The organism is Bradyrhizobium sp. BR13661, from assembly GCF_029892425.1.
GTDB lineage: Bacteria > Pseudomonadota > Alphaproteobacteria > Rhizobiales > Xanthobacteraceae > Bradyrhizobium.
In genome coordinates, this window is sequence record NZ_JARXWB010000010.1 from 109,525 (window position 1) to 126,210 (window position 16,686).

16 protein-coding genes are annotated in these 16,686 nt (G+C 64.6%); 2 read left to right on the forward strand and 14 right to left on the reverse strand.

The features are described from left to right. The first annotated feature begins 147 nt into the window (after window positions 1-147). On the forward strand, window positions 148-984 hold the full coding sequence (locus M2427_RS18320; protein WP_280707906.1) for a universal stress protein: 837 nt from the start codon (window positions 148-150) through the stop codon (window positions 982-984). A 24-nt stretch (window positions 985-1,008) separates the two neighbouring features. Here the strand turns inward: M2427_RS18320 and M2427_RS18325 are convergent, their stop codons facing one another. The 11 genes from M2427_RS18325 to M2427_RS18375 all read right to left on the reverse strand — a co-directional run bounded on the left by M2427_RS18325 (window position 1,009) and on the right by M2427_RS18375 (window position 13,328). Further along, window positions 1,009-1,221 (reverse strand): hypothetical protein, encoded by a 213-nt coding sequence (locus tag M2427_RS18325; protein WP_280707907.1) that lies wholly within the window; start codon window positions 1,219-1,221, stop codon window positions 1,009-1,011. A 176-nt stretch (window positions 1,222-1,397) separates the two neighbouring features. Continuing rightward, a complete protein-coding gene (locus M2427_RS18330) occupies window positions 1,398-3,269 on the reverse strand; it encodes an EAL domain-containing protein (protein ID WP_280708048.1) in 1,872 nt (623 codons plus the stop codon). Between the two features lie 2 nt (window positions 3,270-3,271). Further along, window positions 3,272-4,423 (reverse strand): FIST N-terminal domain-containing protein, encoded by a 1,152-nt coding sequence (locus M2427_RS18335; RefSeq protein ID WP_280707908.1) that lies wholly within the window; start codon window positions 4,421-4,423, stop codon window positions 3,272-3,274. A gap of 179 nt (window positions 4,424-4,602) precedes the next feature. Further along, window positions 4,603-5,337 carry a ribulose-phosphate 3-epimerase gene (rpe, locus tag M2427_RS18340; RefSeq protein WP_280707910.1) on the reverse strand — a complete coding sequence of 245 codons (735 nt, stop codon included), beginning with the start codon at window positions 5,335-5,337 and terminating at the stop codon, window positions 4,603-4,605. Beyond that, complete coding sequence (cbbX, locus tag M2427_RS18345) at window positions 5,334-6,266, reverse strand: CbbX protein (protein WP_280707911.1); 933 nt, start codon at window positions 6,264-6,266, stop codon at window positions 5,334-5,336. Before cbbX ends, rpe begins: the two co-directional genes overlap by 4 nt. A 97-nt stretch (window positions 6,267-6,363) precedes the next feature. Further along, on the reverse strand, window positions 6,364-6,771 hold the full coding sequence (locus M2427_RS18350) for a ribulose bisphosphate carboxylase small subunit (RefSeq protein WP_280707912.1): 408 nt from the start codon (window positions 6,769-6,771) through the stop codon (window positions 6,364-6,366). Window positions 6,772-6,783: 12 nt separating this feature from the next. Further along, window positions 6,784-8,244, reverse strand: coding sequence for a form I ribulose bisphosphate carboxylase large subunit (locus M2427_RS18355; RefSeq protein ID WP_280707914.1), 1,461 nt, complete (start codon window positions 8,242-8,244; stop codon window positions 6,784-6,786). A gap of 28 nt (window positions 8,245-8,272) precedes the next feature. Next, the gene (fba, locus tag M2427_RS18360) at window positions 8,273-9,358 is read right to left on the reverse strand and encodes a class II fructose-bisphosphate aldolase (RefSeq protein ID WP_280707915.1); all 1,086 of its coding nucleotides are present in this window, start codon (window positions 9,356-9,358) and stop codon (window positions 8,273-8,275) included. A gap of 12 nt (window positions 9,359-9,370) precedes the next feature. Further along, window positions 9,371-11,389, reverse strand: a complete 2,019-nt coding sequence (gene tkt / locus M2427_RS18365; RefSeq protein ID WP_280707917.1) for a transketolase — start codon at window positions 11,387-11,389, stop codon at window positions 9,371-9,373. 13 nt (window positions 11,390-11,402) lie between these two features. Next, the gene (locus M2427_RS18370) at window positions 11,403-12,278 is read right to left on the reverse strand and encodes a phosphoribulokinase (protein ID WP_280707918.1); all 876 of its coding nucleotides are present in this window, start codon (window positions 12,276-12,278) and stop codon (window positions 11,403-11,405) included. A 12-nt stretch (window positions 12,279-12,290) separates the two neighbouring features. Then, window positions 12,291-13,328, reverse strand: a complete 1,038-nt coding sequence (locus M2427_RS18375) for a class 1 fructose-bisphosphatase (RefSeq protein ID WP_280707919.1) — start codon at window positions 13,326-13,328, stop codon at window positions 12,291-12,293. 119 nt (window positions 13,329-13,447) lie between these two features. On the opposite strand from M2427_RS18375, the gene M2427_RS18380 reads away from it, so the two are divergent. After that, complete coding sequence (locus M2427_RS18380) at window positions 13,448-14,428, forward strand: LysR family transcriptional regulator (RefSeq protein ID WP_280707920.1); 981 nt, start codon at window positions 13,448-13,450, stop codon at window positions 14,426-14,428. A gap of 137 nt (window positions 14,429-14,565) precedes the next feature. On the opposite strand, the gene M2427_RS18385 is transcribed toward M2427_RS18380, so the two are convergent. The 3 genes from M2427_RS18385 to M2427_RS18395 all read right to left on the reverse strand — a co-directional run bounded on the left by M2427_RS18385 (window position 14,566) and on the right by M2427_RS18395 (window position 16,643). Beyond that, the gene (locus M2427_RS18385; RefSeq protein ID WP_280707921.1) at window positions 14,566-14,763 is read right to left on the reverse strand and encodes a hypothetical protein; all 198 of its coding nucleotides are present in this window, start codon (window positions 14,761-14,763) and stop codon (window positions 14,566-14,568) included. 125 nt (window positions 14,764-14,888) lie between these two features. Further along, window positions 14,889-15,308, reverse strand: coding sequence for a DUF4118 domain-containing protein (locus M2427_RS18390; RefSeq protein ID WP_280707922.1), 420 nt, complete (start codon window positions 15,306-15,308; stop codon window positions 14,889-14,891). Window positions 15,309-15,449: 141 nt separating this feature from the next. After that, complete coding sequence (locus tag M2427_RS18395; RefSeq protein WP_280707923.1) at window positions 15,450-16,643, reverse strand: MFS transporter; 1,194 nt, start codon at window positions 16,641-16,643, stop codon at window positions 15,450-15,452. Window positions 16,644-16,686: the final 43 nt, after the last annotated feature.

Here is a 16,686-nt window from a genome sequence, read left to right on the forward strand (position 1 = left end):
CGTCCACGCGATTAATTCTTGGCAAAGAACGTGCGGCCGGCAGCCGCAGCCAAAACTCCGCACCGCACATTTGATGCAGCTCAACGCGAGCCCCGCAGGCGGTGAAACACTGAAGCCATCGGATGATGTCCACCCGGAGGCGCTGCCATGTACAAAGACATACTCGTCCACATCCCGACCGAACGACCGATGCGGGCCGTCATTGACGGCTCGATCTCGCTCGCCGCCAGCCTCAATGCCCATGTCGACGCGGTCGCGGTCGGCTATGTCGCGAGCACCACGGCCTACGTGATGGAGGGCGGAGCTGCCGTGGCGGCCGTGTTCGAGATGGAACGCGAGCGCGCCGTCGAGCGGGCCGAAGCCGCGCTTGCGGTCTTCAGGAGCGAAGCGGCGAACGCCGATATTTCCAGTACCTGCTACCCGCTCGGCGCCATTCCTGCCGATGCAGCCAGTTCGCTCGGCGAGATGGCGCGGCTGCACGATCTCAGCGTCGTCCTCCAGCCGGATCCCGAGCAGGTGACGTTCGACAACGACGTCCCCCGCGAGATCCTGTTCCAGGCGGGCGGCCCTGTGCTGTTCCTGCCATACACCTTTCGCGGGCCCTTCAAGGCGAAGCGGATCGGCATCTGCTGGGACGGCAGCCGTGTCGCGGCTCGTGCGTTGCGCGATGCAGCGACATTCCTCGCGCGCGCCGAAGAGATCGTGATCATTGCGATCAATGAGAGCGACACCGCTGCTGGCGACGTCTCGGCCAGCAATCTGGCGAAACACCTCGGGCGACGCGGCCTGTCGACCCGCACCATCAGCCTGTCGGCCACGCGTGCCGATATCCAGCCGACCATCCTGTCGCTGGCGGCAGACGAGAACCTCGATCTCCTGGTGATGGGCGGCTACGGCCATTCACGCCTGCAGGAGCGGTTCCTGGGCGGCGTCACGCGCGCCATGCTGGAGGCGATGACCGTCCCGACGCTGATGTCGCATTAGCGAAGGAGGAATGGCCAGTCGCCTTCACGCCGCAGCGGGGCGCTCCCATGCTGCGGCTGCGATGGCATCCTCTTCGCGTTGCGCATTGCACGCGTCGAAATGGTCTTTCAGCGCGACTTCCGCGAGATGTTCGAAATGTTCGGCCTGACCGAGCAGCTGCCAGTTCTGCAGCGGCCGATAGGCCGCCTGCTGGCGACAGAGGGACGCCAGCGCGCGGTAGCGACGTACGTTCTCCATGAGACCCTCCCTCGCATTCACTCTGGGCTTATTGCCCTGATTTGCGTCACGCCGATGGCGGTTGTGCAAAACATTCTTTACGCGCATAGACCGCTTAACCTGGGTTAACTTTCAGGAAATGCGCGGGCGCACTTTCGTTCCCCTCGGACGAACCCAACCTGGAACTTGTAACAATTTTAGGCGTAGCGGCGGCGCTCGACGTTGATGCCGATCAAATCGAAATAGCGTTCGATCGGTTCCGGCCGCCCGATGAGATAGCCCTGCATCACCTCGCATGCCTCACCTTGCAGGAAGGCGCGCTGCGCCTCCGTCTCCACGCCTTCCGCAACGACCGGGATCTGCAGGGCGTGTGCAAGGCTCAGCACCGCGCGGACGATCTCGGCCGATTGCGGGGCGGCCTCGAGGTTCAGGATGAAGCTGCGGTCGATCTTGATCTTGTCGAACGGGAACGACTGCAGATAGGACAGCGATGAGTACCCAGTGCCGAAATCGTCCATCGCAATGCGGATGCCGAGCGCTTTGAGCCGTCGCAGCAAGTTCAGCGCACGCGCGAAATCGCCAATCAGCACGCCCTCGGTGATTTCGACCTCGAGCCGCGTCGGCGCAAGCCCCGTCTCCAGCAGGATCTGGTGAATGCAGCGTTCGAGATCGCCAGCCTGGAACTGGACCGGCGACAAATTGACAGCGACCTGCAACGGTCGCGGCCAGGACGCTGCCTCGCGGCACGCCTCGCGCAGCACCCATTCGCCGATCTCGATGATCAGCCCGTTCTCCTCGGCGAGCGGAATGAACTGGTCGGGCGGCACGATGCCGCGCGTCGGATGGTTCCAGCGCAGCAGCGCCTCGAAACCGATGATTTCGCCATCCATCCGCGCCTGCGGCTGGAAGTAGACCAGGAGCTGGTTCTGCTCCACGGCCTGGCGCAGATCGTGCTGCAACAGCCTGCGGTCGCGCAGCTCCCGGTCCATCTCGGTCTCGAAGAAGCAGACCCTGCCCCGGCCCTCGCGCTTGGCGCGATAGAGTGCGGAATCGGCGTTGGCCAGCAGCGTCGCCGCATCCACGCCGTCGTCCGGATAGACCGCGATGCCGACGCTGACGCCGACATGGGAGAGATAGTCGTCGACCTCGAGCTCCTTTCCGATCGCCTCGACCATGCGCTCGGCGAGCGAAAGCACGTCTTCACGCCTGGCATCGTCGGACATCAGGATCATGAACTCGTCGCCGCCAATGCGAGCGACGAAGGCGCCGTCGGCCTCCGCGACAAGACGCTCGGCGGCTGCCCGCATCATCATGTCGCCGACGGGATGACCGAATACGTCGTTGACATCCTTGAAGCGGTCGAGATCGAGGCTGAGGACGGCAAAGCTGCTCGACGCCTCCTGCGCGCGCTCCAGCCGCTCGGCCAGCGCCGCGTTGAAGGCGCTGCGGTTGGGCAAGTCGGTCAACGCATCATGATGGGCAAGATGGCTGATCCGTGCCTCGTTGGTGATCCGCTCGGTGACATCCTCGATCACGCCGACCAGATATTGCGGCGCGCCACTGCTATCGCGGACCAGCAGCTTGCGGGAATTGACGACGCGATCGTGACCGCGAATGCCCACATCGAGCCGATGCCCCTCCAGGAACAACGGCGTACCGCTCTCGACGACGCGGCGGTCCTGCTCCTTGACGACGCGGGCGAGATCGTCGGGAAAGATCTGCTCCGGAGTCTTGCCCAGCATCTCCTCGCGGGGCATGCCGTAATATTCTTCGCCGGCGCGGTTGAGGAGGACGTAGCGGGAGTCCTTCGCATCCTTGGCAAACACCGCGATCGGGATGTTCTCGATGATGCTGTCGAGAAATTCGCGCGCCCGCAACAAATCCTGCTCGGCACGCTTGTGCGTCTGCTCGAGCTCCTCGATCATCAGCTTGATGGCGCGATCGGTCCGGCGACGATCGCGATCACTCTCCTCATAGGCCGCGCTGACGAGCTCGCCGAGCCTGGTCATATCGACCTGCCCGGCTTCGTCCGTCGACTGCCTGATCTGCCTTGCCAGCAGGCGATGCATGGTCACGCGGCCGCCTCCGCGATCATCGTAATCGTCATGGTCTGGTTGTGCAGCTCGCAGCGTCCGGTCGCCGCGGGTGGCGCGATCTCCCCATAAGAGTAGAAGCCGATCCGGGTGACGTCGTCACCGAGCTCGGCGGCAACTGCATCGACCTCATCCTGAGTGCGCTGCCCCATCACCTTGCGACGGCCAGTGCAGCTCACGAGAATCGCGAGCTTGTCGCCCACGACCTCATCTGCGAGAGCGTGACGCGCCTGTCGGCCCGCCTCCCCTGCACCTGCGGCGAGACTATCGAAATTGGCACGCATCAGTTGCGCGGTGCACCCTTCCGGGATATCGGCGGCAAATGTCAGCGTGCCGGCATCGCGATTCACCGCAAACACGGAGCGCACAATCTGTCGCTCCGGCGCGGCCTCGTCATGGATGCGCAAGGGAAACGCAAGACCCGAACCCGGCATCGCGGCGGCCTCTTCCTCGCCGAGATAGCGGGTGTAGAGGTCGAGCGGCGGCTCGCCATCGAGCTCGACCACGACAGGGCCGTCCGACTTCGTCACCTTGCGCCGCGGGCCGAACACGTCCCAGCCCCCGGCGCAGCCATGTGCGAAGCGGAAGGACGCGCCATAGAAGCCGATCGCAGCAATTCGGTTCGGCTGCGGCTCGCCATTGGCGCCAACCAAGGTCTGCTCCATCCTGGTGCCATCGCCGGCCAGTCCGCCGGTCACCAGCAAGTCGGGTCCCAGCACCTCGGAAATGCCCGCGATCAGCTCGTTGCCGTTCACGTTCAATCCTTCGGAGAGAACGAAGACACCGGCGAGATCAGGCCCCGCCAGCTGGCGGGCGAAGCGCATGCCGCAGGCGCGCGACGCTTCGCGGGATTCGATCGTCTCGTTCACGACCCGCACCTGCGTCCGTTCGAAATGCAGGGCGACGGCGACGATCACGTCATCGGCGATGTCATCGCCATGGATCTGGCCACCGGTGCTGCAACCCACGATGTGGCTGTCGGGATAGAAACCGCGCAGCTCGCGATAGCGCTCGCCGCCCGCCAATCCCTCACGGCTGCCAAAATAGAGGACGAGCTGCGGCGGCTCGCGCAGAGCATTTGCTCCGCGCCAGCGATGGGCAGCATTCCAGTGGCGATATTGAATCTGCATCCCACGCTCTCTGCGGTCCTTGAACCACAGATTGTGGTGCGGCGCATTGCCTCGCCGTTAATCCGGCACCTGCTTTACCACCATTGGTTACCCCGGCATGAAAATGCACTGCGGATACGTGATCGATTCTCCGTAGGAGCCCGGAGAATTGTCACTTGCCCAGGTGGCGTCTCCGTAGTCTACCGGATGCGCGCACCCTCGCCCGCACACATCGGCCGCGCGGAACCAGGTTGCAGTTTCGGAACCCGACCGGCCTCTGCTGCGATGCGAATGGCCGCAATATTGCCGGCGTAGTTGGCGCTGCCGCCGCGGAACACCGCGGAACCCGCTACCAGCGTATCGGCTCCCGCTGCGGCGACTGCGGCGGCATTGTCGCGGGTGACGCCGCCATCAACCTCGAGCCGGATCGGCCGCTCGCCGATCATGCTTCGGATGCGCGCGATCTTCTCGAGCTGGGAACCGAGGAAGGACTGGCCGCCGAAGCCCGGGTTGACCGTCATCACCAGCACGAGGTCCAGACGATCGAGCACATACTCTATCGCGCTCTCTGATGTCGATGGGCACAGGCTCACGCCGGCCTTCTTGCCGAGCGCACGGATTGCCTGGAGCGAACGGTCGAGATGCGGGCCCGCTTCGGCATGCACGGTCATGATATCGGCCCCCGCCTTCGCGAATGCCTCGAGATAGGGATCGACAGGCGCGATCATCAGATGCACGTCAAAGAGCTTCGTCGTCACCGGCCGGATCGCCTTGATGACATCGGCGCCGAAGCTGACGTTCGGCACGAAGTGGCCATCCATGACGTCGCAGTGGATCCAGTCGGCGCCGCCCGCATCGATCGCTGCAATCTCCTCGCCGAGGCGCGCAAAATCTGCCGCCAGAATCGAGGGAGCAACAATGATCTCATGGGTCATGGCTTGGCACTCCGCGCGTCCGCCCCGCCGCTGAAGACACGGCTCGCCAGCACGTCCGCCGGATCAATGGTTTCGAGATCGGTGACATCGAGCATGCGATCGAGGTCGGACACCAGGCGATCGGCCTGCCGCAGGCGAATACGATCGACCGCGTTGCGGATCGAGCGCGCATTCGAGAAGAACGGCTGGGTCCGGCGTAACGCAATGTATTTCTCGAATGCCTCGCGTGCGGCTGCCGAGAAGCGATAACCGCGTTCCCTCAGCATCAGCTCGGCGATGACCAGCAGCTCAGCTTCCGCATAGTCAGGAAATTCGATGTGATGAGCGATGCGCGAACGGAAGCCGGGATTGGACGCGAAGAAGCTCGTCATCCGCTCGCCATAGCCGGCAAGAATCACCACGAGGTCTTCGCGCTGGTTCTCCATCACCTGCAACAGGATTTCGATCGCCTCCTGGCCGTAGTCGCGTTCATTGTCGGGTCGGTGCAGATAGTAGGCCTCGTCGATGAACAGCACGCCGCCCATCGCTTTCTTTAGAATCTCTTTCGTCTTCGGCGCGGTATGACCGATATATTGCCCGACCAGATCGTCGCGGGTCACCGAGATCACTTGCCCCCGCCGCACGAAGCCGAGGCCATGCAGAATCTTTGCCATGCGCAGCGCCACCGTGGTCTTGCCGGTGCCGGGATTGCCGGTGAACGACATGTGCAGCGTCGGTGGGGCCGCTGCGAGGCCCGCACGTTGCCGGATGCGTTCAATCAGCAGCAGCGAAGCAATCTGTCGCACGCGATTCTTGACCGGCTTCAGCCCGATCAGCTCCTGCTCGAGCTGTTGCAGCGTATCGGTGATCCCGGCCGTTTCGGCCTCCTTACGGAGATCGAACGTGGCCTCATGCGGCTCGGTAGTCGGTGCGGTGGGCATGTCAAGCATCGGCGCCTCGAAGAAAAGAGCTTCGCCGCGGGGGGAGCGGCGAAGCAGTGGTCCGCCAAGGAAACGGAGCAGGGAGCGCTCCGCGCGGAGAGGATGATCAGGTCGATGCGTGCGCGGCCGGCTTGCGCACCGTGGTGTAGCGGATCGCGCGGCCGCCGACCTCCTGCCGCACCAGTTCGAACTCGGCCTCCTCCTTCGGCCGGTTGACGATGAACGAGATGCGCACGGATTCCCAACCGTGGCTGGAGTCGAAACCGCTGATGCGGATGTAGCTGTCACCATAGACCCTGCGGCATTCGGCGAGCTCCATCATCACGCCGGCGGCGTCCTGGAGATCGAACATCGGCAGACCCCACATCTCCCAATAGGTGTTGCGGGGATGCGGGTCGTCGGTGAACTCGATGTTCACGGCCCAGCCGTTGGCGAGGCAGTATTGCACCTGCTTGGTGATCTGGTCGTCGGTCAGGTCAGGCAGGAAGGAGAAGCAGCCCTGGGTCAGTTTCATTGTCAAAGCTCCTCAGACGGTTTCCAGCGCCGTCGGCACGAAGTCCGGCGTGTCGGTGGATTGATAGTTGAAGGTCACGTCCTTCCAGACTTCGAGCGCGGACTTCAGCGGCGTGCAGGTCTGCGCGGCCTTGGCCAGGATCTCCGGGCCCTCGTGGACGTAGTCGCGTCCCTCGTTGCGGGCGAGGATCATCGCTTCGAGCGCCACGCGGTTGGCGATCGCACCGGCCGCAATGCCCATGGGATGGCCGATGGTGCCGCCGCCGAATTGCAGCACGACGTCCTCGCCGAGCAGGTCGAGCAGCTGGTGCATTTGCCCGGCGTGGATGCCGCCGGAGGCGACCGGCAACATCTTGTTCAGGCTCGCCCAGGATTGGTCGAAGAAAATGCCGTGCTCGAGCCTGGTCGGATTGAAGTCTTCGCGGCAAACATCGTAATAGCCACGCGTTGTGTTGGGATCGCCTTCGAGCTTGCCGACAACGGTGCCGGCGTGAATGTGGTCGACACCCGCAAGCCGCATCCACTTCGCGATGACGCGGAACGACACGCCGTGGCTCTTCTGCCGTGTATAGGTCGAGTGACCGGCGCGATGCAGATGCAGGATCATGTCGTTGCGGCGTGCCCATTTCGCCATGGACTGGATCGCGGTGTAGCCGATCACGAGGTCGATCATGACGATGCACGACCCGAGTTCCTTCGCGAACTCCGCACGCTCGTACATGTCCTCCATCGTTCCCGCGGTGATGTTCAGGTACGTGCCCTTCACCTCGCCCGAGGCCGCCTGCGCGCGGTTTACCGCCTCCATGCAATACAGGAAGCGGTCACGCCAGTGCATGAAGGGCTGCGAGTTGATGTTCTCGTCGTCCTTGGTGAAGTCGAGCCCGCCCTTCAGCGCCTCGTAGACAACGCGGCCGTAATTGCGGCCCGAGAGGCCGAGCTTCGGCTTCACCGTCGCACCCAAGAGCGGCCTGCCGAACTTGTCGAGCCGCTCGCGCTCGACCACGATGCCGGTGGCCGGTCCCTGGAATGTCTTCACATAGGCGACGGGAAAGCGCATGTCCTCCAGGCGCAGCGCCTTCAACGGCTTGAAGCCGAACACGTTACCGATGATCGACGCCGAGAGGTTCGCGATCGAGCCCGGCTCGAACAGGTCGAGGTCATAGGCGATGTAGGCGAAGTACGAGCCAGGCGTGCCGGGGACCGGATCGACGCGATAACACTTGGCGCGATACTTCTCGGCTGCCGTCAGGCGGTCGGTCCACACCACCGTCCAGGTCGCGGTCGAGGATTCACCGGCGACGGCCGCGGACGCCTCGATCGGATCGACGCCCTCCTGCGGCGTGACGCGGAACAGCGCGATGACGTCAGTGTCCTTCGGCGTGTATTCGGGCTCCCAATAGCCCATGCGCGCGTATTCCATGGTGCCCGATCGATAGCGCTCCTTGCCGCGGACCGTTCCTGCGTGTGCATTCATGGCTCTCTCCTCTTCTCTCTCTGAATGACTAAGCCGCGACTGGTTCGCGTGCTCCGATGCACGGGTCGAGCTCGCCGGCGCGGTAGCGCCGTGCCATCTCGCTCAACGGAACGACCTTGATCTTGCTGGCGTGACCCGCGGTGCCAAACTGCTCGAAACGATCGCGGCAGAGCTCGCGCATGGCATCCATCGCAGGTTTCAGGAATTTGCGTGGATCGAACTCGTTGCGGCTTTGCGCCGCCACTTTCCGAAACACGGCGGTCATCGCCAGGCGACAATCCGTATCGATATTGACCTTGCGCACGCCGCTCTTGATGCCGCGGACGATCTCCTCCACCGGCACGCCCCAGGTCTGCGGCATCTCGCCGCCGAATTGGTTGAACATGTCCTGAAGCGGCTGCGGCACCGACGAAGAGCCGTGCATCACCAGATGCGTGTTCGGCAGCCGGCGGTGAATCTCCTCGACAACCCGCATCGCCAGGATGTCACCATCGGGCTTGCGGCTGAACTTGTAGGCGCCGTGCGAGGTGCCCATCGCGATGGCGAGCGCGTCGACCTTGGTGGCACGGACGAAGTCGACCGCCTGATCGGGATCGGTCAAGAGCTGGTCATGGCTGACCTTGCCCTCGACACCGTGGCCATCCTCTTGCTCGCCGCCGCCATGTTCGAGTGAGCCGAGCACGCCAAGTTCGCCTTCGACGGAGGCGCCGGTCCAATGGGCGAGATCGACGACGCGGCGAGTAATCGCGACGTTGTAGTCATAGTCGGCGGCCGTCTTCGCGTCGGCCTTGAGCGAACCGTCCATCATCACCGAGGTAAAGCCGTGGGCGATGGCGGAGGCGCAGGTCGCCTCGTCATTGCCGTGGTCCTGGTGCATGCAAAGCGGGATGTCGGGATAGGTCCGCTCCAGCGCGTCGATCATGTGCGAGAGCATGAAATCGCCGGCATAGCTGCGCGCCCCGCGCGAGGCCTGGATGATGACAGGCGCGTCGACCTCGGCCGCGGCCTGCATGATCGCGATGCCCTGCTCCATGTTGTTGATGTTGAACGCCGGCACGGCGTAGCCGTGGGTTGCGGCGTGATCGAGCAATTGGCGAAGGGTGATACGGGCCACGGGACGTCCTCCTTATTGGCTCTTGCGGGCGATCGCCCGGCGGGCCGCTTCCGCAATGCTCTGCGGTGTGATGCCGAATTCGCGGTACAGCACCGGCGCCGGAGCCGAGGCGCCGAAACCGCGCATGCCGACGAATTCACCGTCACTGCCGATCCAGCGGTGCCAATCGCCGGCGACCGCCGCCTCGATGCCGACACGTGGCGCGGTGCCGAGAACGGCGGCGCGATAGTCATCCGGCTGCTCATCGAACAGGGCAAAACACGGCGCGGACACCACGGCCGCGCGGACATGTTCGGTCGCAAGCAGGCGGGCGGCTTCCAGCGCGATCGAGACTTCCGAGCCTGTGGCCATCAACGTCACGTCGCGCCCGCCATCAGGCGAGACGATCAGATAGGCCCCGCGCGCGACACGGTTCTTGCCGCGCGCATCGCTGCGGAAGGTCGGCAGGGCTTGCCGCGACAGGCACAGCACGGATGGACGATCTTCGCTCGCAAGCGCGCAATTCCAGGCCTCCAGCGTCTCAACCGCGTCGGCGGGGCGGAACACCAGCAGGTTCGGAATGACGCGCAGCGCTGCGAGATGCTCGACAGGCTGATGCGTCGGCCCGTCCTCGCCAAGCCCGATGGAGTCGTGCGTCATCACATGAATGACGCGCAGCCGCATCAGGGCCGCAAGGCGGATCGCCGGCCGGCTGTAGTCGGAGAAGGCGAGGAACGTGCCGCCATAGGGAATCAAGCCGCCATGCAGCGCGAGGCCGTTCATCGCAGCCGCCATGCCGTGCTCGCGGATGCCGTAGTGAATGTAGTCGCCGGCGAAAGCGCCACGCTTGACGGGCGCCTGCGCCTTGGCGTGCGTCAGGTTCGAATGCGTCAGATCCGCCGAGCCGCCGACAAATCCTGGGATCGTCCCCGCAATGCCGTCGAGCACCTGCTGTGAGGCTTGCCGCGTTGCAAGCTTGGGGCGCTCGGTGGCAAAGCGCTCGCGCAATTTCGCCGAGGCCTGGGCATAGGCGTTCGGCAGGGCAACCGGCTTGCCCTCGATGAAGAGTTCGCGCTGCTCGGGTGTCGCGTCTTCGTAGCGATCGAGCCAGGCCAGGCGTTCGACCTGCCCGCGCTGTCCGATCATCCGCCACGCCTTTGCGACGGTGACAGGCACGACGAAGGGCTGATAGTCCCAGCCGAGCGTCCGCCTTGCCGCCGCGGTCTGCTCGGTGCCGAGCGGCGCGCCATGCGCTTTCTCGGTGCCCTGGCGGTCCGGCGCGCCGTAACCAATGATGGTCCGGCAGGCGATCAGCGACGGTTTTGCGGTTTCGCGTTCTTCCCCGATCGCCTGCGCAACCGCTTCGGGATCGTGTCCGTCGACACGGCGCACCGACCAGCCGGAGGCGGCGAAGCGTGCGAGCTGGTCATCTGAGGTCGCAAGTAACGTCGGCCCGTCGATCGAGATACCGTTGTCATCGAACAGCACGATCAGGCGGCCGAGCCCCAGATGGCCTGCGAGCGAGATCGCCTCCTGGCTGATGCCTTCCATCAGGCAGCCGTCGCCCGCGATCACATAGGTGAAGTGATCGACGAGACCGTCGCCATGCCGCGCATTGGCCATGCGCTCGGCAAGCGCCATGCCGACGGCCGTTGCAATCCCCTGCCCCAGCGGACCCGTCGTGGTCTCGACGCCTGGCGTGTGACCATATTCGGGGTGCCCCGGCGTCCTGGAGCCCCACTGCCTGAAGGCCTTGATGTCGTGGAGGCTGACGTCGCCGCCGGTGAGATGCAGCAATGCGTAGAGCAGCATGGAGCCGTGTCCGGCCGACAGCACGAAGCGATCGCGGTCGGGCCAGTTCGGATGCGCCGAGTCGAATTTGAGGAAACGCGAGAACAGCACGGTCGCGACGTCGGCCATGCCCATGGGCAGGCCGGGATGACCGGACTGCGCGGTCTCGATGGCATCGACCGCGAGGAAACGGACGGCGTTGGCGAGATCGTTATGCGCAACGGCCGTCAGGTCGGCGTCGGCATGAACCGAGATATTCATCGGATGCTCCCTTTCATTTCAAGCTGCGCCTGCGCTCGATCAGCTGCATGATCAGCGGCGTCAGGATGAGCTGCATGGCGAGATCGAGCTTCGCGCCCGGACACACGATCGAATTCGCGCGCGACATCCAGCTGTGCGGCAGCATCGAGAGCAGATACGGAAAGTCGATGCCGCGCGGATTCTTGAAGCGGATCACGACCATCGATTCATCCGGCGTCGGGATCCAGCGCGAGATGAACGGATTCGACGTGTCGACTGTCGGCACGCGCTGGAAGTTGATGTCGGTCTCGGTGAATTGCGGGCAGATATAGTGAATGTAATCCGGCATCCGCCGCAGGATCGTGTCGGTGACGGCCTCGGTCGAATAGCCCCTCGCGCTGCGGTCGCGGTGCAGCTTCTGGATCCATTCGAGATTGATGACGGGCACGACGCCGATCTTGAGGTCGGCATAGCGCGCGACATTCACTCGGTCGGTGACGACGGCGCCGTGCAGGCCTTCGTAGAACAGCAGGTCGGAATTTTCCGGGAGCTGCTTCCACTCGGTGAAGGTACCCGGCGCAGCGCCATGCAGCGCGGACTCTTCGGCGTCGTGCACATAGTGTCGCGTCGTCGCCGTGCCGGTCTCGCCATAGTCGCGGAAGGCGCGCTCGAGCTCCTCGAACAGATTGGTGTCCGGGCTGAAATGGCTGAAGTGCTTGTTGCCGCGTTCGGCCTCTGTGGCCATCTGCGTGCGCATCTCGGCGCGGTCGTAACGATGGAAGGCATCGCCCTCGATGTAGACGGCGTTGACCTTCTCGCGGAAGAAGATCTGCTCGAACGTCTTCTTGACCGAGGTCGTTCCGGCGCCCGAGGAGCCGGTGATGGAGATGATCGGGTGCTTTCTGGACATCGATCACCTCGCTCACAGCCGGAAGAAGCCGCGCCGCGCGAACAGCGGCGCGGAGACGCTGGCGATCAGCAGCGGATCGCAATGCAGCTCGGCGACGCGCCGCACCTCGTTGCTGGAGCCCATGACCAGCGGGACGCGCTGGTGCAGATTTTGGGCTGAGAGATCGAGGATGCGCTCGCGGCCGGTCGAAGCCGAGCCGCCGGCCTGCTCGATGATCATGGCCATCGGGTGCGCCTCGTAGACCAGGCGCAGGCGACCATCGCCATATCCGGCGCGCGCATCGGAGGGATACAGGAACACGCCGCCGCGGGTCAGGATACGATAGGCCTCCGCGACCAGCGAGCCGACCCAGCGCATGTTGAAATTGTGGTTGGCGGGCCCGTCGACGCCGGCAAGGCATTCGTCGATGAAGGCGCGCACGGGCGGCTCCCAATGGCGGCGATTGGAGACGTTGATCGAGAACTCCTCGCAGGTCTCGGAGATCTGCACGGCGCTGCGCGCGAGACGGAAGCAGCCGGCCTTGCGGTCGAACGTGAAGATGTCGACGCCCTCGCCGAGCGTCAGCACCAGCGAGGTCTGGGGTCCATAGGTGACGAAGCCCGCGGCGAGTTGCACCGACCCGCGCTGATGGAAGGCCAGCGCGAGGTCATCGGGTGCGGGCAGGATCGAGAAGATCGTACCGACAGTCATATTGAGGTCGATGTTGGTGGAACCATCGAGCGGATCGATCGCGACACAGATTTTGGCGTCGCGGTCGCCGATCTGCGGTTCGCGCATCTCCTCTGACGCCAGTGCGGCGATCGGCAGCCTGCCGAGGCAGCGGCGCAGGATGGCATCGGCCTGCACGTCGAGATCGCGCTGGATGTCGCCGTCGCTGTTGCAGCCGGTGGTCAGGCCGGAGGCGTCCGCGAGATCGCCTGTCGCGATGAGGTCGGCGATCTCGATTGCGGCGGCGGCGATGGCGTCGACCGCAGCCGCCACGGCGAGCGCATGCGGCGCCGTCTCGGAATAGCGTTGAAGGTGGTCGTCCAGCCTGAGTTGCCCGGTCATCTGCGTCCATCCCCTTGCGGGCGCCGCATCCAGTTCCCTCCACTCGGGAGGTTGGTGCGGTCTGTCCCGGCACGACGAGATTGACAGGAGCGGCTTAATAAGGAAAATTTCTATTCATAATGAGTGCCAAAGAATTTCCTTATAATGGTTCCGGCCACGCGGCGACCCACCAGCTCCGGCATCTGACGATCCGGCAGCTGCGTTCGCTTGCGGCGCTTTCGGTGAAGGGCAGCGTGACGGCGGCCTCGACCCAGCTCGGGCTGACCCAGCCGGCCGTGACGCAGCAGCTTCGGCAACTTCAGGACCTCGCGGGTTTGCCGCTGGTGCAACGGACCGGCGACGGCATGCTGCTGACGGAGGCAGGCCGCGAGGTGCTGGCGCTTGCGGAGCGCGTCGAGGCCGCAATCACGGACTGCCAGGGCGCACTCGACCTGCTTGCGGGCAAGACCGGCGGCACGGTGCATCTCGGCGCGGTCTCGACCGCGAAATATTTCGTGCCGCACGCGATCGCGGCATTCTCCAAACGCTCGCCGAAGATCGAGATCAAGCTGACGATCGGCAACCGCGAGGAGATCCGCGAGGCCATGCACGGCTACGAGCTCGATTTCGCCGTGATGGGTCGGCCGCCGGCCGATGTCAGCGTCGACGTGCGCCAGCTCGGGCGCAATCCGCACATCATCATCGCGCGCAAGGGGCACTGGCTGGAGAAGGATTCAGGCCTCAGCCTGACCGATCTCGTGCATGAGACTTTCCTCACACGCGAGCCCGGCTCGGGCACGCGCACGCTGATGGAGGGCTTGTTCCAGAAGTCGGATCTCGAGCCGATCATCGGCATGGAGATGAGCAGCAACGAGACCATCAAGCAGGCGGTGATCGCGGGGCTCGGCATCGCCTTCATCTCGGCGCACACGGTGGCGCATGAGCTGGCCGAAGGGCGCCTCGTCGTGCTCGACGTCGCAGGCCTGCCGATCGTCCGGCAATGGTACGTGATCCGCCGCAGCGACAAGGTGCTGCTGCCGCCGGCGCAGGCGATGTTCGATTTCCTGGGATCGGAAGGCGCGAATTATCTGCCTGAGCTGCCCGATTTCGGCGAGCGATAGCGCAAGCCGGGGCTCAGCCCATCAGCTTCATCGCGATCGTCGCCGCGAGGATGACGATGATCTGGAGCAGGCGCTGCGTCGTGAAGATGCGGTTGAAGGTGATCATCGCGCGCTCCGGCCGTCGTGATGGTTAATGTTCAGGCGGCGAGCGGAACGCTGTAATCGGCGCGGGCCGCGAAATAGGCTTCCAGCTCGGACAGCGCGCGGGCTTCCCACTCGCTGGCCTGCTCGAGCAGCGACCAGCGCTGGCCCGGCCGGAACGCAGCGGTCTGGCGATAGAGCGATGCGATGCCGCGATAGCGGCGCACGTTCTCGAAAATGGCTTGACCGTTCATGTCGAAAACTCCCTCGTCATTCCCGCGAGGGAAAATGCGGCCAAATCTTTTTTGAAAAGTTAGCGGCGCGATCCGGCTGCGCGGATGGTTGCCGGACTGTTGCACGTGCGCAACGCGCGTCCGGCCTATTGCGAATTCGTCGCCGCGCTCTCGCCTGACGACTTCAAGCCGCCGCGGCTGATGATGGCCATGGCCTTGCGGCAGAGATCGGCAAGGCCGATCAGGAGCACGGCGAGCAGGAAGAACAAATTGATGGAATCCGCGTCCGCAGGGGTCAGCGGGGCAATCTCGAACACCGGCGGCATGAACGCCCACCACACCAGCGGCACGGTGAGCAGAGCTGCGAAGATGGCCGCTGGCGCGCCGGCGACAAGGCCGAGCACGAACAGGCTCGGCAGGAACGTTGCGAAATAGAGCTTGGCGCCGAGTGCGACGCAGACGCCTTGAATCGCAGCCGACGCTGCGACGACAATCAATCCGAGCAGAAATGCCTGCCACGACCATGGCCGTACTCGCGGTACGCCAACCAGTCCCGCACGCTTCATAGGGCCTCCCCTGCCGCCGTTAACCAGGCCGCTTGCGACCAAAGTACTACAGCGGCCGGGAATCCGCGAGATGGAAATGGCGTCCGCCAAGCCGACCACACCGAGGCGTGGTAAACAGCCCCGGACAGCACAATCGTACCGCTATTCAGTCGCGGCATAGATCAAACTGGCGACCGGCAGCGCAAGGCCAATGGCCGAGGCCAGCGTCCAGCCGCCCTGCGCGAACGCCCAGGTGCCGAGCGCGGATCCGGCCGCACCGGCGGCGAAGAACGTCGCCATATAGAGCCCGTTGAGGCGGCTGCGATGCTCATGCCCGAGCACGAAGATGGCGCGGAAGCCCAGCACGACATTGCCCTGCACGCCGAAATCGATCGCGATCGCGGCCACCACGAGGCAGGCAAGGTTGAGCATCGATCCGGCCGCGCCGACATGCGTGACCAGGAAGCCCAGCGCGACGAACAGCATCGCGGCGATGGTGGCGATGCGGCTATGTCCGCGATCGGCGAGCCTGCCTGCGATCGGCGCCGCGAACACGCCGGACACGCCGGCCAGCGCGAACAGCGCGATGCCGCTCTGGGTGAAGCCGAATTGGCTGGCAAGCTGCAGCGGCACCACCGTCCAGAACAGCGTGAAGGCGCCGAACAGCCCGGCCTGGTAGAGCGCGCGGCGCCGCAGCAGTGGCATGGTCCGCACCAGATGCGGCATTGACAGCAGCAGTTCGCCGTAATGCATCCGCGCCACCGGCTTGCGCGTCGGTAGCGTCACTCGAAGCACGACGATCAGCGCGATCATCAATGCCGCCGAGCAGAAGAACACCGCGTGCCACGACAGCGCCGCGGTGACGAAGCTCGAGGCCGGCCGCGCCAGCATGATGCCGAGCATCAATCCGGTCGAGACGTTGCCGACGACGCGACCGCGAATGGCCTCCGGCGCAAGATGGGCGGCGTAGGGAATGATGATCTGCACCGCGACCGAGCCGAGCCCGATGAACAGCGCGGCGATTAGGAACGACAGCGCATGCGTCGCAAAGCCAGCCGCGATCAATGACGCCGCGCCGAGCGCGATGACGGTGCAGATCAGCGTCCGGTTCTCGACGAGATCGCCGAGCGGCACGATGAACAGCAGCCCCGTGCCGTAGCCGATCTGCGTCATGGTCACGATCAGGCCTGCGGCCGCGTGCGACAGGCCGAGCGCGGCGCTGATCGGGGCGATCAGCGGCTGGGCGTAGTAGATATTGGCGGCAACCATGCCACAGGCTGCGGCAAGCACGAAGGTCAGTCGCTGCGACACCGTGTCCGGCTCGGGCGCGGCGTCGATCGTGGCATTCATCGTCATTCCAAACTCTCCGACACTTTCCATAGATAGGAAACGTTCATTT